Origin of the sequence: Klebsiella sp. KE9456, assembly GCF_043832615.1 — a bacterium.
Classification (GTDB): Bacteria; Pseudomonadota; Gammaproteobacteria; order Enterobacterales; family Enterobacteriaceae; genus Klebsiella; species Klebsiella indica.
The window spans coordinates 26455-48191 of sequence record NZ_JBDYQK010000027.1 but is presented as its reverse complement, the minus strand read 5'-3'; the positions used below and the strand labels follow the sequence as shown (position 1 = coordinate 48191).

At 53.7% G+C, this 21737-nt stretch carries 20 protein-coding genes and 1 pseudogene; 13 read left to right on the top strand and 8 right to left on the bottom strand.

Annotation, left to right across the window (positions count from 1 at the left end):
- Positions 1–74: 74 nt before the first annotated feature.
- From pckA to ABK821_RS21875, 5 genes are all read right to left on the bottom strand, one after another.
- Positions 75–1697: a phosphoenolpyruvate carboxykinase (ATP) gene (gene pckA / locus ABK821_RS21895; protein WP_138359270.1), complete on the bottom strand. Its 1623-nt coding sequence runs from the start codon at positions 1695–1697 to the stop codon at positions 75–77.
- Positions 1698–2051: 354 nt separating this feature from the next.
- Positions 2052–2936 (bottom strand): Hsp33 family molecular chaperone HslO, encoded by an 885-nt coding sequence (hslO, locus tag ABK821_RS21890; RefSeq protein WP_171034817.1) that lies wholly within the window; start codon positions 2934–2936, stop codon positions 2052–2054.
- Positions 2937–2954: 18 nt separating this feature from the next.
- Complete coding sequence (gene hslR, locus ABK821_RS21885) at positions 2955–3356, bottom strand: ribosome-associated heat shock protein Hsp15 (protein ID WP_138359266.1); 402 nt, start codon at positions 3354–3356, stop codon at positions 2955–2957.
- Positions 3353–4036 carry a GMP/IMP nucleotidase gene (gene yrfG / locus ABK821_RS21880; protein ID WP_343178056.1) on the bottom strand — a complete coding sequence of 228 codons (684 nt, stop codon included), beginning with the start codon at positions 4034–4036 and terminating at the stop codon, positions 3353–3355. The genes hslR and yrfG overlap by 4 nt, the downstream gene beginning before the upstream one ends.
- A 59-nt stretch (positions 4037–4095) precedes the next feature.
- Positions 4096–6225: an intracellular growth attenuator family protein gene (locus ABK821_RS21875; protein WP_138359262.1), complete on the bottom strand. Its 2130-nt coding sequence runs from the start codon at positions 6223–6225 to the stop codon at positions 4096–4098.
- A gap of 330 nt (positions 6226–6555) precedes the next feature.
- On the opposite strand from ABK821_RS21875, the gene nudE reads away from it, so the two are divergent.
- On the top strand, positions 6556–7116 hold the full coding sequence (gene nudE / locus ABK821_RS21870; RefSeq protein WP_343178055.1) for an ADP compounds hydrolase NudE: 561 nt from the start codon (positions 6556–6558) through the stop codon (positions 7114–7116).
- 299 nt (positions 7117–7415) lie between these two features.
- On the opposite strand, the gene mrcA is transcribed toward nudE, so the two are convergent.
- Positions 7416–9974: a peptidoglycan glycosyltransferase/peptidoglycan DD-transpeptidase MrcA gene (gene mrcA / locus ABK821_RS21865; RefSeq protein WP_142503093.1), complete on the bottom strand. Its 2559-nt coding sequence runs from the start codon at positions 9972–9974 to the stop codon at positions 7416–7418.
- A 117-nt stretch (positions 9975–10091) separates the two neighbouring features.
- Between mrcA and ABK821_RS21860 the strand changes: the two genes are divergently transcribed.
- The 12 genes from ABK821_RS21860 (at position 10092) to trpS (ending at position 20019) form a co-directional block, all read left to right on the top strand.
- The gene (locus tag ABK821_RS21860) at positions 10092–10892 is read left to right on the top strand and encodes a pilus assembly protein (protein WP_142503092.1); all 801 of its coding nucleotides are present in this window, start codon (positions 10092–10094) and stop codon (positions 10890–10892) included.
- A complete protein-coding gene (locus ABK821_RS21855; protein WP_138359254.1) occupies positions 10880–11419 on the top strand; it encodes a PilN domain-containing protein in 540 nt (179 codons plus the stop codon). The genes ABK821_RS21860 and ABK821_RS21855 overlap by 13 nt, the downstream gene beginning before the upstream one ends.
- A 274-nt stretch (positions 11420–11693) precedes the next feature.
- Positions 11694–11840 carry a hypothetical protein gene (locus ABK821_RS21850; RefSeq protein WP_260607928.1) on the top strand — a complete coding sequence of 49 codons (147 nt, stop codon included), beginning with the start codon at positions 11694–11696 and terminating at the stop codon, positions 11838–11840.
- Positions 11830–12237, top strand: a complete 408-nt coding sequence (locus tag ABK821_RS21845; protein WP_343178054.1) for a HofP DNA utilization family protein — start codon at positions 11830–11832, stop codon at positions 12235–12237. The genes ABK821_RS21850 and ABK821_RS21845 overlap by 11 nt, the downstream gene beginning before the upstream one ends.
- Positions 12146–13387 carry a DNA uptake porin HofQ gene (gene hofQ, locus ABK821_RS21840; protein ID WP_343178053.1) on the top strand — a complete coding sequence of 414 codons (1242 nt, stop codon included), beginning with the start codon at positions 12146–12148 and terminating at the stop codon, positions 13385–13387. The genes ABK821_RS21845 and hofQ overlap by 92 nt, the downstream gene beginning before the upstream one ends.
- 269 nt (positions 13388–13656) lie before the next feature.
- Positions 13657–14178 carry a shikimate kinase AroK gene (gene aroK / locus ABK821_RS21835; protein ID WP_138359246.1) on the top strand — a complete coding sequence of 174 codons (522 nt, stop codon included), beginning with the start codon at positions 13657–13659 and terminating at the stop codon, positions 14176–14178.
- A gap of 54 nt (positions 14179–14232) precedes the next feature.
- A complete protein-coding gene (gene aroB / locus ABK821_RS21830) occupies positions 14233–15327 on the top strand; it encodes a 3-dehydroquinate synthase (RefSeq protein WP_142503088.1) in 1095 nt (364 codons plus the stop codon).
- 84 nt (positions 15328–15411) lie between these two features.
- On the top strand, positions 15412–16668 hold the full coding sequence (gene damX / locus ABK821_RS21825; RefSeq protein WP_343178052.1) for a cell division protein DamX: 1257 nt from the start codon (positions 15412–15414) through the stop codon (positions 16666–16668).
- A 78-nt stretch (positions 16669–16746) separates the two neighbouring features.
- Positions 16747–17571 (top strand): adenine-specific DNA-methyltransferase, encoded by an 825-nt coding sequence (gene dam, locus ABK821_RS21820; RefSeq protein WP_138359240.1) that lies wholly within the window; start codon positions 16747–16749, stop codon positions 17569–17571.
- A 20-nt stretch (positions 17572–17591) separates the two neighbouring features.
- Complete coding sequence (gene rpe, locus ABK821_RS21815) at positions 17592–18269, top strand: ribulose-phosphate 3-epimerase (RefSeq protein WP_138359238.1); 678 nt, start codon at positions 17592–17594, stop codon at positions 18267–18269.
- Positions 18262–19011 carry a phosphoglycolate phosphatase gene (gene gph / locus ABK821_RS21810; RefSeq protein WP_138359236.1) on the top strand — a complete coding sequence of 250 codons (750 nt, stop codon included), beginning with the start codon at positions 18262–18264 and terminating at the stop codon, positions 19009–19011. Before rpe ends, gph begins: the two co-directional genes overlap by 8 nt.
- Before the next feature lie 3 nt (positions 19012–19014).
- Entirely contained in the window at positions 19015–20019 is a 1005-nt protein-coding gene (gene trpS / locus ABK821_RS21805; RefSeq protein ID WP_138359234.1) for a tryptophan--tRNA ligase, read from the top strand.
- 77 nt (positions 20020–20096) lie between these two features.
- On the opposite strand, the gene cysG is transcribed toward trpS, so the two are convergent.
- Together cysG and ABK821_RS21795 are read right to left on the bottom strand one after the other, a co-directional pair.
- Positions 20097–21470, bottom strand: coding sequence for a siroheme synthase CysG (cysG, locus tag ABK821_RS21800; protein ID WP_138359232.1), 1374 nt, complete (start codon positions 21468–21470; stop codon positions 20097–20099).
- 191 nt (positions 21471–21661) lie between these two features.
- A pseudogene (locus ABK821_RS21795) lies at positions 21662–21736 on the bottom strand (hypothetical protein); the annotation flags it as partial.
- Between the last annotated feature and the right edge of the window lies 1 nt (position 21737).

Here is a 21737-nt window from a genome sequence, read left to right as displayed (position 1 = left end):
TATTCCCGGCTTTTTATGGTCAATCTTAAACCACCTCTTATGGAGGTGGTGATCGCCTGGTTTTGACGAACCGCTTAGCGTTTCGGCCCGGCGGTCACCAGCGCGGCGCCTGCTGGGGTATCGGTATACTTTTCAAAGTTCTCGACGAACAGTTGCGCCAGTTGCCCGGCTTTCTCCTGCCACTGCTCTGGCGAGCCGTAGGTATTACGCGGATCGAGGATATGGCTATCCACACCCGGCAGCGCTGTCGGGATCTGCAGTTCAAATATCGGCAGGGTGAAGGTTTCGGCATTGTCCAGCGAGCCGTTGAGGATGGCATCGATAATGGCGCGGGTATCCTTGAGCGAGATACGTTTGCCGGTGCCGTTCCAGCCGGTGTTGACCAGGTAAGCCTGTGCGCCGGAAGCCTGCATCCGCTTGACCAGCACTTCCGCGTATTGCGTCGGGTGCAGCGACAGGAACGCGGCGCCGAAGCAGGCGGAGAAGGTGGGTGTTGGCTCGGTTACTCCGCGTTCGGTACCGGCCAGTTTGGCGGTGAAACCTGACAGGAAGTGGTACTGGGTCTGATCGGCGGTCAGGCGAGAAACCGGCGGTAACACGCCAAACGCATCGGCGGTCAGGAAGATAACCTTAGTGGCATGGCCAGCTTTCGAGATCGGCTTAACGATATTTTCGATATGGTTGATCGGGTAAGAAACACGCGTGTTCTCGGTCTTCGAGGCATCATTAAAATCAATGGAGCCATCGGCCAATACCACGACATTCTCCAGCAGCGCATCGCGGCGAATCGCATGGTAGATATCCGGCTCAGCGGCTTCGGAAAGCTTAATCGTCTTCGCGTAGCAGCCGCCTTCGAAGTTAAATACGCCATCATCATCCCAGCCGTGTTCGTCATCGCCAATCAGACGACGTTTCGGGTCAGTGGAAAGGGTGGTTTTACCGGTGCCGGAAAGGCCGAAGAAGATGGCGACATCTTCTTTTTCCCCGACGTTGGCGGAGCAGTGCATGGAAGCGATACCTTTCAGCGGCAGCAGGTAGTTCATGATGGAGAACATGCCTTTTTTCATTTCACCGCCATACCAGGTCCCGCCAATCAGCTGAATGCGTTCGGTCAGGTTGAAAGCAACGAAGTTTTCGGAATTCAGGCCCTGCTCTTTCCATTGTGGATTCGTGCATTTCGCGCCGTTCATCACGATAAAATCCGGTGCGAAGGTTGCCAGCTCTTCATCGTCTGGGCGAATAAACATGTTTTTCACAAAATGCGCCTGCCAGGCGACTTCGGTAATAAAGCGGACGCTCAGGCGAGTGTCGGCGTTTGCGCCGCAGAAGGCATCAACAATAAACAGTCGCTTGCCAGAGAGCTGGCGAGTAACCAGACCTTTCAGGTGTTGCCACGTTTCTTCAGACAGCGGCTTGTTGTCGTTCTTTCCTTTGCCTTTATCAGACCACCACACGGTATCGCGAGTGGTATCGTCACGAACGATATATTTATCTTTTGGAGAACGGCCGGTAAAAATACCGGTATCGACGGCGATCGCGCCGAGATTGGTTAATACGCCCCGTTCATAACCTTCCAGGTTAGGGGCAAGTTCTTCCTGATATAAAGTATCGTAGCTGGGGTTGTAAACGATATCATGGACGTCAGAAATACCATAAGCCTTGAGATCCTGCGGGGTTAAACCATTATTAACGCGCATGTCACTGCTCCTTAGCCAATTTATATTACTGGAAATTGTAGGGGTTATTACGGGGTATAGACCGCGACCAGGCTCATAGATTTACGTATCTCGACAAACGCCAGGCTGACGAAAAACGTTGTGACTCCTGTCACGAAGCGTGAGGAATTATTGCAGAAAACAGGCTGTCAGTGAGGGTCAATGTTTCTTAATGGTTAAAAAGTAATTAAAAAAACTGCTGAAATGTGAATGTAATCGCTTACCTGAAAGAAAATTACGTAACTCTTTCATTGAGAATCGATTCATCCCGTAAATAAAAACTTGACGCCAGGCACCGGGAACAAAAGCGCGTTCGGACGCCTGGCGGAAGGGTAATTAGTGAATCTGCGGGTCAGCCGGAGAAGCGTTGTTGCGGATCTCGGCGATGTCCATTGCATTAAAGAGGTAATGATTGCCGCAGTAGTCGCAGTGCATATCAATCTCCCCTTCATCTGCCAGGATGCTGTCAATCTCCTCATCCGGCAACGTTTTCAGCGCGCCGGCACAGCGTTCACGAGAGCAGGTACATTTAAACTCTACGTTCTGCGGCTCGTAGACGGTCACTTCTTCTTCGTGGTACAGACGCCAGAGCACGTCGTTTGCTGGCAGGGTGAATAGCTCTTCAGCTTTGATGGTATCGGTCAGGGTGCTGAGATGTTCGAAATCAGCCGCCTGCGCATCTTGCGCAGGCAGAACCTGCAACAGCATGCCACCTGCCATCGGTTTGCCGTCATGCTCACCGCTACGAATGATCAGACGAGTGGGCAGCTGTTCTGAGCGCTGGAAATAATCTTCCAGACAAGCCGCCAGCGTATCGCCCTCCAGACCGACCACGCCCTGATAGCGCTCGCCTTCTTCCGGCGAGATCGTAATGACCAGATATCCATTACCGACCAGGGTTTTCAGATCCGCGCCTTCCGGGATCTCGCCCTGGGTGCGGGCGACGCCGCGCATCTGCTGCTGATTGTTGCCGTTAATTACCGCCAGCGATAGCGGGCCATCACCCTGCAACTGAACGGTAATATCGCCAGCAAACTTCAGCGTTGCGGTCAGCAGGCTGGTGGCGACCAGTAGCTCCGCCAGCACGGTTTTAACCGGCTGCGGATAGCTGTGGTTCGTCAGAATCTGTTCTAAGGTTTCTGAAACGGTTACCAGCTCACCGCGTACGGCATAATTTTCAAACAGATAGCGGTGTAATTGATCGTGTTGAGTCATAATAATCTCTCTTGCTGGCCACAGTTATTCACTATTGCCGTGTTTAAATCTCATCAGGTCGCGGCGCTCTTTCTTATCCGGACGTCTGTCGGGATGCGGCATGGTTAGCGCGTTCATTTTGCGCGCCAGCGCCATTTTCTCGCGTTTCTCAATGCTTTCCGCCGTCTCTTCGTAAAGCGCGACAGCTTCGCTGGCTGGCCGACGTTGTCCGCTAATGCCTTTTACCACAATAGTGCGCTCATCATTGCCCTGGCGGAGCATCAGGGTGGCATTCAGCTCGACCACTTTCCCTGGTTTGCTACGCTGCCCATTGTAATGCACCTTACCGCCTTCAATCATCTCGCGCGCCAGCGCGCGGGTTTTATAAATGCGTGCTGCCCAAAGCCATTTGTCCAGCCGGATGGCTTCGACGGATTTTTCTTTCATGGCCTCTCCTGTTGGGTCAGTGAGGGGATCAGTTGCCGGTAGTCATTCAGTCCCGGATGATGCGCATAGCTTTTTTCCTCAAGCCCGGAATCGGGGTTGGTGACACCCAGGCAATAGCGGATGCCAAATGTTGCCGCCGCATCCAGAATCGCTTCGTTATCGTCAACAAAGAGCGTTTTGCGCGCATCAATGCCGATTTCTTCGGCCACCGCGCGCCACAGTCGCTGATCCTCTTTCGGATAACCAAATGTGTGGGTGGAAAGCAATAAATCAAGGTGCGCGTCCAGCCCGGTATGTTTTAGCTTTACCGCCAGATTATGCGGATGGGCGTTAGTCAGTAAAATCCTGCGCTTACCGTGGGTTTGCAGGGCATCAAGAAACGGCACGGTATCGTCACGCAGCGCGGCCCGCGGCCCCTGCTCGCTGGTCATGGCATAAATATCCAAATCCAGGCGTTCGCTCCAGTAGTCCAGACAGTACCAGTTTAGCGTATGTTGCACCGCGTGATACTCCTGACGTATCGCTTCCCTGGCTTCCTGCAGATTGAGCCCCCGCGCGGCTCCCCAGGTTTCCGGGACCAGTTTTTGCCAGAAATAGTTGTCAAAGGCGAGGTCGAGAAGCGTACCGTCCATATCCAGCAGAACGGTATCAACTTCCTGCCAGGCGATATCAACATGCATGGTAAGTCTCCAGAGAAGGGAATGGCGCGACAGGGTATCATACCCCGTCGCGCAGAGAATTATTCTTGCGTGTCTGGCGAGGAGAGCAGAACCGGATTCAGACAGTTTTCGTAGTATTTCTGGATCTCTTCCTGGCGTTGACGGTGCCGCTGATAGCGACGTATAGCCTGGATACTGTGATAGACCATGCAGCCCAGCATTGCCAGCAGCAGTAGCGTTGTCCCGAGGTAACGCCACAGACCGGTACGATCGGGGATTCGGTGCAGATTAACATGCTGGGTACCGTTGGCATCGGTATAGAGGTTCGTGACGATCCCTTCCGCCTGAAACGGCGTGTGCATCAACATACCCGCCAGTCGCTGCAGTTCGCTCCACTGCTGATGTGCGGGAAAGTCATATAGTCCGGCAGTTGGCCATGGTTGATTCACCAGGCTGCTTCCTTCATCGCTGATAATCAAGAAACCGCCCGGCGCCGGGCTATTTAGCGCCTGGGCTGCGCGTGAGGTTTCGCGGCTGACAAATGGCGCGGTGGATGTAGTGACCAGGTTTTCCAGCGACTCAGCGCTGACCGGCCGCAGAAGTACATTGACGCCATCCAGTTTACCCGTGTTCGCGCGTTTGATCAGGGTTTCCCAGTTATGCGTGTTGCCAAGATTGACCAGCGCATTCTTCAGCCGAATACAGTCATCTTTTGCCGAACAGAGATCGTTGGTTTTTGTCACGATATCGCCAAAGTCATCAAGCAGCACCATCCCTGATTTCTGGATGGCGGAACGCAGCGCTGGACTGACGTGTGACTGATCGGTTGATTCGGGATGGAGCTGGCGCTGAACGGTTTGCATTAACGCTGTCGCCCTGGTGACAATATCTGACTCCGGCAGTGGCAGGGGAGGGGCATCATTCCAGACGATTTGCGAACAGTCGAATGGCCTGAACGGCAGGTTCTCTTTTGCTGTCCAGGCGCCCGGCGTGTGGATATTACACATGCCGCTTCCCTTCAGGCGCAGCGTGTCGCCGATCCGGATATGTGACTTCTCTAGCTGGGCGACCGTTGTGGCTTCAATAGTCTGTGCGCCTTTCAGCCATGAAAGGGTGAATTTAAAAGGCATATCCAGCGGTACGCTGGCCCATAACATAACAACAACCAACAGCGCGCCCGAGGCGATAATCGCGCTGCGTAGCCAGTATTGAAGCGGGAAGTTTTTGACCTCATCATGCAGCGACAGAAAACGCCCCTGGCGGACAACATGGCGACTGAGGTAGATATCAATATCCGTTTGCTGGCCGAGATCCTGGGTAATCCACGGTTGCCAGTGGCGTGGGTAGATGAGGTCGATAATGCCGAGAGAAATATTGTTGATATGTTCCTGGTTATTTTCGCCAAACAGTCCCCAGCGTTTAGGCATGCCGCGCAGGCAATGAATTTCCCGAAGTGTTGTTTTACGCGGCGGCGCATAAATGCCCCATACACCGGCCAGTAGCAGCAAAACGCCACCGATCAGTAGCCAGGGGGCAAAGACCTCAGGGCTGAGCAGACTACAATAAAACAGCAGGAACGCGACAACGACCAGGACCGCTTCACGCAGGCTATCAGGGCGGCTGAGCGCGTGCTCTTCCGTTGTTTCCGGGCGGATACTCAACAGTTCAACTTGCTCGCTCTCTTCTCCACGGATAGAGGCCTGTGTCGCCGTCGTTGGCTCAAGGGCGAAGCCCCTTGCCTCCTGAGGGTAGTCCTTCAGCGTTTGCCCGTTGAGGGCAATGACCAGCGGCAGGCTATCGGTTGGAATTAACTCGACGCTGTTTTCATCGTTGATATGTTGTTCCCAGAATGGAGGAAGATGAACTTCTACTGAATCAAGGAAGTAGCGCCACTTATTCAGATCGTCAGTGGTGATGCCGTAGCGGGTAATCGCCCGGGTAACAGTAAAAACGGTGTCACTCTGTTCATTCAGCCGCAGGTTGACCGGCGCGGCGCTGGCGCCCGAAGCCGGCAGTTGCTGGTTGCGACTGAGATCGCCGAGATATTTTTCCGCAGCACTGCGCTCGTCATCAGCGAGCTTGCGCGTCGCGGCATCGCTAAATGCATGCAACAGCGGCAGGCGGCGACGTCTGGCGTGCGTTCGATACCACCACCCTATAAGCAATGCACAGATTAGCAGAGCTAGCAAAAAAATCAGAAAGGTGCCCATGCCCATCCCATCATAATTATTCTTTTCTTACTGGTATCGTCGGTAGCCGTTCACACCGGAGGTAAAAAGTCGTACGTATTCGGCATATGTCGTGTCAAAACGGGAAAATTGATAGCGCCACGCAGCAGAATACAACCTTATCAAAAACGTTAAAATCCAGGAATCAGTAAATTCTCAAAAGCTATTCAACCTATTGACTTTTTTGTCTTTATATCAACGGCATTTAAGATGGTTAAGTTGCAACTATGTAAATTAATGGCGAATTGAATTGCCGAAACCGTGCTGCGTATCGCACAATAACCTCTGTAATCACAGCATAGACCGATGACAATGAGCAAATCATTACAAAAACCTGCCATTCTCAATGTTGAAACTGTCGCGCGCTCGCGCCTTTTTAATGTTGAAAGCGTGGATCTGGAGTTCAGCAACGGCGTGCGCCGCGTGTATGAGCGGATGCGGCCTTCTACCCGTGAAGCTGTGATGATTGTGCCGATTGTCGATGACCATATTATATTGATCCGTGAATACGCTGTCGGTACGGAGTCTTATGAACTGGGTTTTTCTAAAGGTCTGATTGATCCGGGGGAAAGCGTGCCGGAAGCCGCTAATCGCGAGCTGAAGGAAGAAGTTGGGTTTGGGGCGCGAAAGCTGACCTTTTTAAAAAAACTGAGCATGGCGCCTTCCTATTTCTCCAGCAGGATGAATATCCTGGTAGCGGAAGATCTCTACCCGGAATCGCTGCCGGGCGATGAGCCAGAGCCGTTGCCGCAGGTCCGTTGGCCGCTGTCGCAACTGATGACGCTGCTGGATGAAGAGGACTTCAATGAGGCGCGTAACGTTAGTGCGTTGTTCCTGCTGCGTGAATGGCTGCAGGCTCAGGGGCGGCTTTAGGCGTACGTTGCCAGATACAGACTTAAACACCCGCGGATTAATGCCAGTTAGTTAAGCAATTTATTGAAGTTTATGCTGCCTTTTTGGGATCCCTCTGGCGAAAGCCACATACGGTCTGCTCGTTTTCTCTCCTGATTCAACCTGAATAATTTCGGCTATCGTCTGTTTTTTATGGCTTTCAACTGCCGGGTAGCCGCAGGGAACATCAGGAAACCTGACGAGAGTGCAAACGCGTAGAAACTGGGTGAACCTGACAAATGGGGCTTAACGATCCATGTTAGCCCCAGATGCGTGTTTTGTCAGAACAGTTCGTGGGTCTCGCCCCCGCCATCGGTGAGGGTGGTGCCGACTTCATGAACCGCTTGTTGCGTCGGTTGAGTACCATCGATAAAGTATTCGGGACGGCCATTACCGCCGCTGGCCAGTTGGCCCGTACTGGGATCGATATTCACCGTAATGATGCCAGGCGGTGGCGTTAGCGGCTGCTCTGGTACGCCCGCCAGCTCGATTTTCATAAACTCATCCCAGGCCGGTTGCGCGCTTTTAGCGCCACCTTCGTAACCCGATATTTGATCTTTGATGACGCCGGAGGCAGTGGTACGCCCCAGATCACGACGGTGATCATCAAAGCCAATCCAGACCGATGTCACCACGCCGGGACCGTAGCCGGAGAACCACGCATCCTTTGAATTATTGGTGGTCCCGGTTTTGCCGCCAATATCGTGACGTTGCAGGTCGCGACCTGCGCGCCAGCCTGTCCCCATCCAGCCGGGTTCGCCGAAGATATTGGTGTTCAGGGCGCTTTTAATCAGGAAGGCCAGCGGTGTGTTGATGACGTGTGGCGCATATTCCGGCACACCGCTCTGCGCAACCAGCGATGGGTTCACCTGCTCAAGCTGAGGCTGCGGAGGAACACTGGCGTTTTGCGGTTCCTGAGAAGTGGCAACGTCCTCAACATCCTTATTCTCCAGCACATTTGATTTCGGTGTATCGCCATAAATCACCGGAATGTTGCACTGTGGACAGGCCGTTTTCGGCCGTTCCTCGAAAATGACGCCGCCCTGATCGTTCTCTATTTTGCTGATGAAATACGGGGTGATCAGGAAACCGCCGTTAGCCATGACGGAATAGCCGCGTGCAACCTGGAGCGGCGTGAAGGATGCTGAACCCAGCGCCAGTGACTCGGTCCGCACAATGTTTTGTGCCGGGAAGCCGAAACGCTGGAGATAGTCGGCAGCATAGTCCACCCCCATGGCGCGCATCGCGCGGACCATCACGACGTTCTTCGATTGCCCTAATCCCTGGCGCAAGCGGATGGGACCCGCGTATTGCGGCGGCGAATTCTTGGGCCGCCAGTCTGAGCCGGAACCCGCATCCCAGCGGGAAATCGGAACATCGTTGAGCATGCTCGCCAGCGTTAAACCTTTATCCATTGCCGCAGTATAAAGGAATGGCTTAATGTTCGAGCCGACCTGGCGCAGCGCCTGAGTCGCACGGTTGAATTTACTTTGGTTAAAATCAAAACCGCCGACCAGCGCGATAATTGCGCCGTTTTGCGGATTAATTGATACCAGCGCGGAGTTGACATCCGGCACCTGCGCCAGCCACCAGTTATTACTCACCTGGCGTACCCAGACCTGCTGTCCGGCCTGCAGAACATCATTCACTTTACGCGGCGTGGCGCCTTGCTGAGTGTCGGAAATGAACCGACGCGCCCAACGCACGCCTTCCATATTCAGCGACACCGATGTTCCGTTACTCAGCAGCGCGATGGCTTCCTGCGGACTCACCGACGTGATAACCGCCGGCGTGAGGGGGCCAAAGCCGGGAATTTTTTTCAACGCGTCGATGATTTTGTGGCTATCCCATGGCGTTTCGCCGACTTTCCACAGCACGCCTGCAGGGCCGCGATAACCGTGACGCATATCATAATTTATCACGTTATCGCGTACTGCCTGCTGAGCAGCCAACTGGCTTTTTCGCGTAATGGTGGTATAGACGCGATAGCCGTCTTCGTAAGCCCGCTCGCCGTAACGGCTGACCATCTCCTGACGCACCATTTCGCTGAGATAGGGGGATGAGAAGGCGATTTTCGGCGCATGGTAACTGGCGTCAATGGCCTGACTACGCGCCTGATCGTATTGCGACTGGGTGATGTAGCCTTCGCTCAGCATACGCGAGAGCACCACGTTGCGGCGTGCAGTGGCGCGGTCCAGAGAATAGAGTGGATTAAATGTTGACGGTGCTTTAGGCAAGCCGGCGATCACGGCTATCTCACTCAGCGTGAGCTGGTCGACGGTTTTACCGAAATATACCTGAGCGGCGGCACCGACGCCGTAGGCGCGATAACCGAGATAGATTTTGTTCAGGTACAGTTCAAGAATTTCATCTTTCGTGAGCAATTGTTCAATGCGGATCGCCAGGAAGGCCTCTTTCACCTTACGCATCAGCGTCTTCTCGGGGCTCAGAAAGAAGTTACGCGCGAGCTGTTGAGTGATAGTACTGGCGCCCTGAGAAGCGTGACCGGAGAACATCGCCACGCTGGCGGCGCGGAAAATCCCGATCGGGTCGACGCCATGGTGCTCATAAAAACGGCTGTCTTCGGTGGCGATAAACGCGTTTATCAGCGCAGGCGGTATTTGTTTTAGCGTGACGGGAATACGGCGTTTTTCGCCGTATTGCGCGATCAGCTCGCCATCCGCGCTATAGACCTGCATCGGGATTTGCAGGTGTACATCCTTCAGCGTCGCGACGTCAGGGAGCTGAGGCTCTATGTATTTATAGAGACCAAAAATTGAGCCTGCTCCCAGCAATACGCAACAGATGGCAAGGATAAAAAGATACTTTACGAACTTCACCGGAGATTTCTCATTTAGTTTGAATTGGGCAGTTTATAAACAAACGCGCAGTAGTATAAAGGCAAGCCTGGTGCATTGATATAGCGAAACATGTTGGCTGATAAGGAGATCGTCAGAATGGCCTTTAGAAACTGGCGCATAGGAATGCATATCCAGCAGGATCATATCGCGATTGTCGCGCTGGCGTATGAGCGCTCACGCTGGGCGTTACGTCGCTGGTGGGAAATCCCATTAACGCCCGGTACCGTGCGTCAGGGGTTGATTGTCGATGTCGACGCATTGGCCCGGCAACTGCAGAACTGGCGGCGTGAGCTACCTTTGCAGCATCAGGTTTGTATCGCTTTTCCAGCGGCGCGAACATTGCAAAAACAACTGCCGCGTCCGCAAACTTCATTAAATGAAAGCGAGCAGGCGGCCTGGATAGCCAGCGCAATGGCGCAGCAACTGGAATGTTCTGCTTCTTCATTATGTGTCGATTATTCTGCGAGCGGCATGGATGACGGCTGGCGAGTCACCGCGGCACAGCGGTTAGATATTAATGTGCTGTGCCGCCTGGCGAAACGTCTCAAGCTGAGTGTCGTGGGGATTGTTCCGGATGCCTGCGCGCTCAGAGCTTTTTTCCCCTGGTTGCCCTCCCGGACCCATGGTCTGGCGTGGCGAGGCGAAGATAGCTGGCTTTGGGCGACAGTCGATAGCTGGGGATGTTGCGTATACAGCGAAATCCCATCTTTTTCCCGTCTGGTGTCACAGGTGGGCGCAGGGGAATTTTGGCTCTGCGCTTCCACGCCGTGCGACGAGCAAAGCTTTGACGTCTGGAGCGTCATTCATCGGTTGCAGCCTCCTCTCCCGGCCTGTAGCGACAGCTTTACCGTTGCGCTGGGCCTGGCGCTGGGAGGTCGTCAACCATGGTCCAGATAGTCAACTTTCTGCCCTGGCGTGAAACGCGCCGACGGCAGCGTCTGCAGATGGGCGGACTACTGGTCGCAGGGTTCCTGCTTATCCTGCTCGCGCTGTTGGTTACCTCACGGCTCAACAGGCAAGTTAACCACGCGTTTGAAACGGTGAGAATAAACGCTGAAAACCGCCTTTACACCGCGTTTCAACAGCGTGAACGAGTAATGCAGCAACAGCTACAGCAGTACGAGCGGCTGCGCCAGAGTCGGCGGCGGCGAGAGAAAACCGCTGCATGGCAACCAGGATTGCGAATGATCGCCGCCCGGTTACCGGCACAAGCCTGGTTAACGCATCTGGAATACCGACAAAATGCGCTGTTACTGCGTGGGCTAACGTTAAATATTAAAGGGTTAGCCGCGCTGGAGAAGGCGCTGGAGAACATAACTGGTTTCCGTCCGGCTCAGGCCGGTGAAACACACCGCGATAGCGAAGGGCGCTGGTTATTCAGCTTTTCCATGGCCGGAGAGAGTGAAGATGCGGGCGTGCATTGAGCGTTGGCTGTCTGAGTGTAAAAGCCTGTTCGTGTTGCCTGTTATTTTGCTTCTCATTGTCGGGGGCTGGCTGTGGCTCTCGTCTTCTGCGCCAGACACACAAGAAAGGGATCTGCAGCGTATGCAGGCGCAGTGGAAGAAACTGTTGCCACTGCGAGCCACGTTACAGAACGCCAGAAGAGATGACGTCCCCACTCAGGTCTTTTCTCCTGTTGATATTCCCGTTAGGAGGGCGGCGCTTGTTGCCTGGCGACCGATGAGGCGAGGGGGAGAGATGCAACTGTCAGTTGACTGGCAAGCGGTGCCTGTGCTGTTTTCCTGGTTCGCCCGCTGCGGAATGGGGGTAACGGCATTTTCAATACGGCCGGAAAAACAGGCTTTACTGCTGACTGTGCAACTGGAGGCCGAAGATGCGCAATAAATGGTCGTCTTTATTGCTATTTCCGTTTCTGCTGTTCGCAGAAGAACGCGATCCGTTTCAGCCAGCGATTGATCTTTGTCGTACGACGCAACTTAACCAGTGGCGCTATGGCGGGGCAATCGGCGATTCACTGGTTCTTACTGGAATTTTGCAGGATAGCGACGGAAAGTGGCGCCGTGTGAAGGTGGATGAAACGTTGTCAACGAACTGGCGTATTACGCTTCTGACGACAGAGAAAATCGTCATCGTGACCGGCCCGGGGTGTGAGCCTGCGCAATGGGTCTGGCAGCGCAAGGGAAGAAAAAATGATGAGATGGATAAATCTGCTGTTTCTGCTGTTGCCGGTAATTGTCACCGCGGCCAAAAAAGATCTTCCCGTGTCGCTGATCGTCGATGATGCGCCGGTGGCTCAGGTGCTGCAAACGCTCGCGGAGATAAAACAAAAAAATCTTGTGGTGGCCCCGGATGTCAGCGGTACCGTATCTCTGCATCTTAAGAATGTGTCCTGGTCGCAGGCACTGCGCTCGGTGATCGACAGCGCGGGTCTGGCGCTGACGCAGCAAGGCTCGGTATTGCATGTTCATACCCAGGCCTGGCAGAAGGCGCAACGGGGGCAGCTTGAGGCGGAGAGAGCAAAGCGTTTACAGAATCTCCCTTTGCATGGGCATAGCGTGACTTTACATTATGCCCATGCTGAAGATCTCGCTAAAGCCGGAGAAAAATTACTGAGCGCTCGCGGGCACTTGACCGTCGATAAACGCACAAACCGTTTACTTATCAGGGATGATGAGCGACACCTCCCGGCGTTAAAGGCATGGGCAAGGGAAATGGATATACCCGTTGGCCAGGTCGAACTAGCGGCACATATTGTTTCAATGAGCGAAACCAGCCTGCGTGAGCTGGGCGTTAAATGGAGTCTGGAGGAAGCCAGCAGTCCGCCGGGGTCGGGGAAGCTAACGGTTTTAAACAGCAACCTGGCGTCAAGCGATGCCGCCACGCGAGCGGGTTTTAATATTGGTCGTATAAGCGGGCGGCTGCTGGCGCTGGAACTCTCCGCGCTTGAGAAAAAACAGCAGGTAGACATTATCGCCAGCCCGCGGCTGCTGGCTTCGCATATGCAGCCCGCCAGCATTAAGCAGGGCAGCGAAATCCCTTATCAGGTCTCCAGAGGAGACAACGGTGCAACCTCGGTTGAGTTTAAGGAGGCGGTGCTAGGGATGGAGGTGACGCCCACCGTCTTACAGCAGGATCGTGTGCGTTTAAAGCTCAGAATCAGCGAAAACACACCGGGACAAGTGCTGAAACAGGAACACGGCGAGGCGCTGGCTATTGATAAACAAGAAATTGAAACACAGATCGAAGTGAAAAGCGGTGAGACTCTGGCCTTAGGGGGTATCTTTTCGCAAAGAAATAAATCTTCGCGCGATGGTATCCCTCTGCTTAGCGATATCCCCTGGCTTGGGTCGTTGTTCCGTCGTGACGGTAAAGATAACGAAAAACGTGAACTGGTTGTCTTCATTACTCCACGGATTCTGGCGGCTCATTAATCGGGTTTTTCATGCTAAACACGTTTCAGGTGTTTGACGTGAGGACGGATTTAGCATACAAGGAGTACCGATTTGAGAGTCGTGTACGACATCAATCCTCCCTTTCTTGCCCGGTGATTTATTCTGTTGCCAAACCAGCCGGAGTATTGAGATAATTTTTAGTCTGACTCTCGCTCTATCGCATATGAGGTTTCAGTTCATGCCCTGCTGCGCCGGATGTCTGCGCAGCGGGTTTATCATTAACGAATAGTCTTAGTAGTACCGAAAAAATGGCAGAGAAACGCAATATCTTTCTGGTTGGGCCTATGGGTGCCGGCAAAAGCACTATTGGGCGCCAGTTAGCCCAACAGCTCAACATGGAATTTTACGATTCCGATCAAGAAATTGAGAAACGCACTGGCGCAGATGTGGGTTGGGTCTTTGATGTCGAAGGCGAAGACGGCTTCCGCGACCGTGAAGAAAAAATCATCAATGAGTTGACGGAAAAACAGGGAATTGTGCTGGCGACTGGCGGCGGCTCTGTAAAATCCCGTGAAACGCGTAACCGTCTCTCCGCCCGCGGCGTGGTGGTCTACCTGGAAACAACTATCGAAAAGCAGCTTGCCCGTACGCAGCGTGATAAAAAGCGTCCTTTATTACAGGTTGATTCGCCGCCTCGCGAAGTTCTGGAAGCGTTGGCGGATGAACGGAATCCGCTGTATGAGGAGATTGCCGATGTCACTATCCGCACCGACGATCAAAGCGCGAAAGTGGTAGCAAACCAGATTATTCATATGCTGGAAAGCAACTGATTCTGGCTTAATAAGGTTCGTCAGAGTAAAAGCAACTGAGGTGGATGTCGCGTTATGGAGAGGCTTACTGTAACCCTCGGGGAACGTAGTTACCCGATTACCATCGCGGCTGGTTTGTTTAACGATCCAGCTTCCTTCCTGCCACTGAAATCAGGCGACCAGGTTATGCTGGTCACCAATGAAACGCTGGCTCCGCTCTATCTGGATACTGTGCGTTCTGTGCTTGAGAACGCGGGCGTGAAAGTCGACAGCGTGATTCTTCCTGATGGCGAGCAGTATAAAAGCCTGGCTGTGATGGATAGCGTTTTTACCGCTCTGTTGCAAAAACCACACGGCCGTGACACCACCTTAGTGGCGCTCGGCGGTGGGGTGATTGGCGATTTAACCGGATTTGCCGCAGCCAGCTATCAACGCGGGGTACGTTTTATCCAGGTTCCCACCACGCTCTTGTCGCAGGTGGATTCTTCGGTTGGCGGTAAAACGGCGGTCAACCATCCTCTTGGTAAGAATATGATTGGCGCTTTCTGGCAGCCAGTTTCTGTTGTTGTCGATCTCAACTGCCTCAAAACACTGCCTAAGCGTGAGCTTTCTTCCGGTCTGGCTGAAGTCATCAAGTACGGTATTATCCTCGACGGCGAATTCTTCGACTGGATGGAAAATAATATTGATGCTTTGATGGCGCTGGACGAAAAAGCAATGGCTTACTGCATTCGTCGCTGTTGTGAACTGAAAGCTGATGTTGTCGCGGCCGACGAGCGAGAAACCGGGCTGCGTGCTTTACTCAATCTTGGACATACTTTTGGTCATGCTATCGAAGCTGAAATGGGCTACGGTAACTGGTTACATGGTGAAGCGGTGGCTGCCGGTATGGTTATGGCGGCGCGCGTATCCGAGCGTTTAGGGCAGTTTAGCGCGCAAGATACGCGGAGAATTATTCAGTTATTGCAGCGTGCGGATTTACCGATATGTGGGCCGGAGGCGATGCCTGCAGAAGCGTATTTGCCTCACATGATGCGTGATAAAAAGGTGCTGGCAGGTGCAATGCGACTGGTGCTCCCTCTTGCGATAGGGAAGAGCGAGATACGCGGTGGCGTGTCGCATGATGTGGTTATGGGCGCGATTGCTGATACCCAGCTTGCGCAAAAATAAGAAGGTCTGGCCGCGCTCGCGCGGCGTTATCATTTCGGGTGATATGCAATAGTCGTGAGCATAAGCCTTTTAGTGGGGTGTTAAATGGATGAATTAAAGCCAGAAGACGATATGAAAGCCGATCGCAACGATCGTCGTACTGGTCGTTCTCGTCAGTCAGCAGAGCGTGATGCCGATCCGCAAATCAATTTTGATGATCTTGATATTGATGATGCTGACGATAATCGTCCGACCCGCGGCAGTAGAACACGCCGCGCGCACGATGAAGAACAATATGAAGAGTATGACGAGGATCTGGAGCCGGATGATGACGGTGGCGAAACGCCTCAGGTTGAACGTCGTCCGCGCAGGCGTAAGAAGGCGCCGGCTAAACCTGCTTCCCGTCAGTACATTATGATGGGCGTGGGGATACTCGTCCTTCTGCTGCTGATTGTTGGCGTTGGGTCGGCGTTGAAATCACCTTCCTCTTCATCTGGTGAGCAAACGGCTTCTGGCGAGAAGAGCATCAATTTGTCCGGTGCTGAGGATAATCATGCCCAACCTGCCGCGCAGGATGCGACAGTGGCGAACAATTCGCAACCGCAGGACGTCTCTCTGCCGCCAGTCGCTTCTAACCCGCAGGCCCCGACAACCACAGAACCGCAAGGGCAGCAACGTGTTGAGGTTCAGGGTGACCTGAACAGCGCGCTGACCCAACAGCAGGGCCAGATTGATAGCGTGGTAGCGGATTCTACGTTGCCAACTGAACCCGCTACGGTCGCTCCGATCCGTAATGGTAACGCACCTCGGCAGGCAACAGTGGAACGTCAGACGGCAGCGGAGCCGCGTCGGGCTGAGCGTAAGCATACGGTGATAGAGCCTAAAACGCAGGCTAAGGTGAAAGCGCCGGCTGAGCCGAAACCGGTGGTGATTCAGCCGAAGCGTGTAGAAAGCGTTGCCGCCGCAGCGCCTGTAAAAGCGCCAGCGGCCCAGCCGACTAAGCCTGCGGCCTCCGCGCAGACGAAACCGGCTCAGCCAGCAGCGGTTGCAGCGACTACCGCAGCCCGGAAAAGTACGGGTGACATTGGCGCGATGAAGTCTGCGCCATCCAGTCACTATACTCTGCAGCTCAGTAGCTCCTCTAACTACAACAATCTCAACAATTGGGCGAAGAAAGAGAAGCTGAACAAATATGTTGTCTATGAGACTACGCGTAACGGTCAGCCGTGGTATGTTCTGGTGAGCGGAATTTATGCTTCGAAAGATGAAGCGAAGCGAGCCGTTGCCACTCTGCCGGCAGATGTACAGGCAAAGAACCCGTGGGCGAAACCGCTGCACCAGGTTCAGTCTGACCTGAAATAATGCCGCAGTGTAGTCTGAAGCGCAGGATGCTGTCGGAGCTTTCTCCACAGCCGGAGAATGTGTAATTAGTTAGGCAGCATGAAAAAGAATCGCGCTTTTCTGAAATGGGCGGGGGGGAAATACCCCCTGCTTGATGATATTAAGAAGCACTTGCCGCAGGGCGAATGCTTGATTGAGCCTTTTGTGGGGGCCGGATCGGTATTTCTGAATACCGATTTTTCGCGTTATATCCTCGCTGATATCAATAGTGATTTGATCAGTCTGTATAAGCTGGTCAAACTGCAAACCGATGAGTACGTTGCGGCGGCGCGCGAAATGTTTACTCCTGAGAACAACGTCGCAGAACGGTACTACCAGTTTCGTGATGAATTCAATCAAATCGAGGAGCCGTTGCGTCGGGCGGTGCTGTTCCTGTATCTGAATCGCCATGGGTACAATGGCCTGTGCCGTTACAACCTGAGCGGTGAATTTAATGTGCCGTTTGGCCGCTATAAAAAGCCTTACTTTCCAGAGGCTGAACTGTACCATTTCGCGGAGAAAGCACAGCATGCAGAGTTTCATTGTGAGTCTTATGAAGATTGTATGAAACGTGCGGATCATCGCTCGGTTGTTTATTGCGATCCACCGTATGCCCCCCTGTCGTCAACGGCGAATTTTACGGCCTATCATACAAATAGCTTTAGTGAGCAACAGCAGGAATTACTGGCGAAAAAGGCGGAATCGCTGATGAAAAAGCGTATTCCTGTGCTTATCTCAAACCATCGTACGCCGCTGACTCAGGAGTGGTATAAAAATGCCGCTGAGACGCATATCGTGAAGGTTCGCCGCAGCATCAGCAGTAACGGTGGGACACGTAAGAAGGTGGACGAGCTTCTGGCTCTGTACTGTCCGCCCAAGACCTAATAAATTTCAAGGAGATGCGGATGAAGCAGTATTTGATTGCCCCTTCGATTCTGTCGGCAGATTTTGCTCGTTTGGGCGAGGATACCGCCAGTGCGCTGGCCGCGGGTGCGGATGTTGTGCACTTTGACGTGATGGACAACCACTATGTGCCAAATCTGACTATTGGTCCTATGGTGCTGAAAGCGCTGCGTCATTACGGTATCACCGCCCCTATTGATGTGCATTTGATGGTTAAGCCGGTTGACCGTATCGTCCCTGATTTCGCCGCCGCGGGCGCCAGCATTATTACCTTTCACCCTGAAGCCTCTGAGCACGTTGACCGCACGCTACAGCTCATCAAAGAGCACGGTTGTAAAGCGGGGCTGGTGTTTAATCCGGCGACGTCGCTAAGCTATCTTGATTACGTGATGGATAAGCTGGATGTCATTCTGCTGATGTCCGTGAATCCGGGCTTTGGCGGTCAGTCTTTTATTCCTCATACCCTTGATAAACTGCGTGAAGTTCGTCGCCGTATCGATGCGTCGGGCTACGATATTCGTCTGGAAGTTGATGGCGGCGTAAAAGTCAATAATATTGCAGAGATTGCCGAAGCCGGTGCAGATATGTTTGTGGCCGGATCGGCTATTTTCGATCAGCCTGACTACAAAAAAGTGATTGATCAAATGCGTAGCGAATTAGCAAAGGTTAGCCATGGATAAGTTACAAACCATTCGCGGCGTGGCGTTTGATCTTGATGGGACGCTGGTGGACAGCGCGCCGGGATTGACCGCTGCCGTTGATAACGCGTTGTATGCGCTGGAACTCCCGATGGCGGGCGAGGCGCGCGTTGTGACCTGGATTGGCAACGGCGCGGATGTCTTGATGCAACGGGCTTTGGCCTGGGCACGTCAGGAGCGTACGACGCTGCGTGCCGCGCAGGGCAAACCTTCCGTCGAGCATGATGATATTCCGCAGAGCGAACAGCAGGCTATTTTGCGTAAGTTGTTCGACCGCTACTATGCAGAAACCGCGGAAGAGGGAAGCTTTCTGTTCCCGAATGTAGCGGATACGCTTGCCAGGCTGCACGCTAAAGGCTTGCCGCTGGCGCTGGTGACCAATAAGCCAACGCCGTTTGTCGCGCCGATTCTGGGGGCGCTGGATATCGCCAGCTATTTTAGCGTGGTGATTGGCGGTGATGATGTGAAGAACAAGAAGCCACATCCCGATCCGTTGCTTCTGGTGGCCAAAAAACTGGGGCTGACACCGGCTGAGCTGCTGTTTGTCGGCGATTCACGTAATGATATTCAGGCGGCGAAAGCGGCAGGTTGCTGTTCAATCGGCCTGACTTACGGCTACAACTACGGCGAGCCAATTTCACTGAGCGAGCCGGATTATATCTTTGACCAATTTAATGAACTTTTGCCTGCTTTCGGGCTACCGTTCAGTGAGACTCAGGAATAAAAAATGACTAAGCCCATCGTTTTTAGTGGCGCACAGCCCTCCGGTGAATTGACCATTGGCAACTATATGGGGGCGCTGCGTCAGTGGGTAAACATGCAGGACGATTACCACTGCATTTACTGCATCGTTGATCAGCATGCGATTACCGTCCGCCAGGATCCGCAGCAACTACGTAAAGCTACGCTGGATACGCTTGCGCTGTACCTGGCGTGCGGCATTGACCCGGAAAAAAGCACCATCTTCGTGCAGTCTCACGTGCCGGAGCATGCCCAGTTGGGCTGGGCGCTGAACTGCTACACCTATTTCGGCGAGCTGAGCCGGATGACCCAGTTTAAAGATAAATCATCCCGTTACGCGGAAAATATTAACGCCGGTCTGTTTGACTATCCGGTGCTGATGGCTGCCGATATTCTCCTGTATCAAACCAACCAGGTACCGGTCGGCGAAGATCAGAAACAGCATCTGGAACTGAGCCGAGATATCGCCCAGCGCTTCAACGCTATTTACGGCGACGTGTTTAAAGTACCGGAACCGTTTATCCCGAAATCCGGCGCACGCGTGATGTCTCTGCTGGAGCCGAGCAAAAAGATGTCCAAGTCAGACGATAACCGTAATAACGTTATCGGCCTGCTGGAAGATCCGAAATCGGTAGTGAAAAAAATCAAACGTGCGGTTACTGACTCTGACGAGCCGCCGGTTGTTCGTTACGATATTGAAAATAAAGCGGGCGTTTCCAACCTGTTGGATATCCTCTCGGCGGTCACCGGTCAGAGCATCCCTGAGCTGGAACAGCATTTTGCAGGCAAGATGTATGGTCATCTGAAGGGGGAAGTGGCAGAAGCGGTTTCTGGTATGCTGACCGAGCTGCAGGCGCGCTATCACCGGTTCCGTAGTGACGAAGCCTTCCTGAACCAGGTGATGAAAGAGGGCGCGGAGAAAGCCAGCGCTCGCGCTTCCGTGACGTTGAAAGCAGTCTACGAAGCGATTGGGTTTGTTGCTAAACCCTGAGCCATCTTGATGGTCGCAACGAAATAAAAAAGCCGGGTGCGATGCATCCGGCTTTTTACTATGGATGAGCGGAAAGATTAGTGGTTTGAGAACCAGTTCAGCTTATCGCGCAAACCGACCACGCGGCCCACGATAATCAGCGCCGGACTGGCCATCTGCTGAGCCAGCAGATCCAACTGTTCTAAGGTACCGGTGACCACCTTCTGAGTTACCGCCGTACCGTTCTCAACAATTGCTGCAGGCGTGTCGGCCGCCATACCGTGGGCTATCAGTTTTTCCCTGATAGCGGGCGCCTGATTCAGGCCCATATAGAACACCAGCGTTTGCTTTTCGGCCGCCAGGTTTTCCCAGTCCAGTTCGCCACCGGTCTTGAGATGACCAGTGACCAGACGCACCCCCTGAGAATAATCACGATGGGTGAGAGGGATACCGGAATAAGCCGAGCAGCCGGAGGCGGCGGTAATGCCCGGCACGACGGAGAAAGGAATCCCTGCCTGACACAGGGTTTCCAGCTCTTCACCGCCGCGACCAAAGATAAACGGGTCGCCGCCTTTCAGCCGAACTACGCGTTTCCCGCTCCTGGCTTCACGCAGCAAAATCTGGTTAATCTCTTCCTGCGGAACGCAGTGATAGCCTGCGCGTTTGCCGACAAACACCCGGTCGGCATCGCGGCGCACCAGGTTCATAATATCGTCGGAAACCAGGCGGTCATAAACCACCACATCCGCCTGCTGGATTTGCTGTAGCCCTTTTAGCGTGAGTAGCCCTGCGTCACCGGGCCCTGCGCCAACCAGAACGACTTCGCCGCGATGATCCAGCGGTTCAGTCAGCAACTGTTCCGTAGTATCCACCACGGCCTGACGATCTTCATTGGCCAAAGATTGCGCCAGCCTGTCGTTAACAAACAGTTTTTCCCAGAAGCGCCGCCGTTCCCCGACGGTGGCAAACTGTTTCTTCACCCGGGAACGCAACTGGCCCGCGTAGTGGGCCAGTTGACCCAAATGTAACGGCAAAACCGACTCCAGCTTTTCGCGCAGCAGACGAGCCAGTACCGGTGAGGTACCGCCAGATGAGACGGCAACCATCAGCGGCGAGCGATCGATAATCGACGGCATGATAAAGCTGGCTTGCTGAGGCGCGTCCACCACGTTGCAAAATATTCGCCGGGCTTCCGCCGCATCGCTAACCTGCTGATTGACCGCTTCGTCGTCGGTAGCGGCAATAGCCAGCCAGCAGTTATTGAGCAGGGCGGGGTTAAACTCGCCTTTCACCAGGGTCAGTCTGTGTGAATCGGCCCACACCTGGAACTGGGGGATGAAATCCAGCGCATTGACCGTTAATCTGGCGCCCGCGTCCAGCAACAGACGGGCTTTACGCTCGGCGACATCGCCGCCGCCGACTAACAGGCAGTCGCGATCGCGTAATTGACAAAATATAGGCAAATGGTCCACGACATTACCTCTTAAATTATTGGCTGCAGCCTTTCTGGCTTGTCAGGTTATCTTGTTTGCTCGTTCGAACGCCTCGCAGGGCGAGCGTGGCAAACCCTTCTCACGTGCCGAGTGTACGTGAGAAGGGGGGGCGCACAGCGCGTATTCAAACCTGCTAAAACAGACTCCTGTTTATTTTTCCGGAGCCGGGGCTCCGCTTTTGTCGTAGCATACCAATAACCTGATCCCATGAATACGATACCGGACAAAGTATTCCCGAGAGTAATT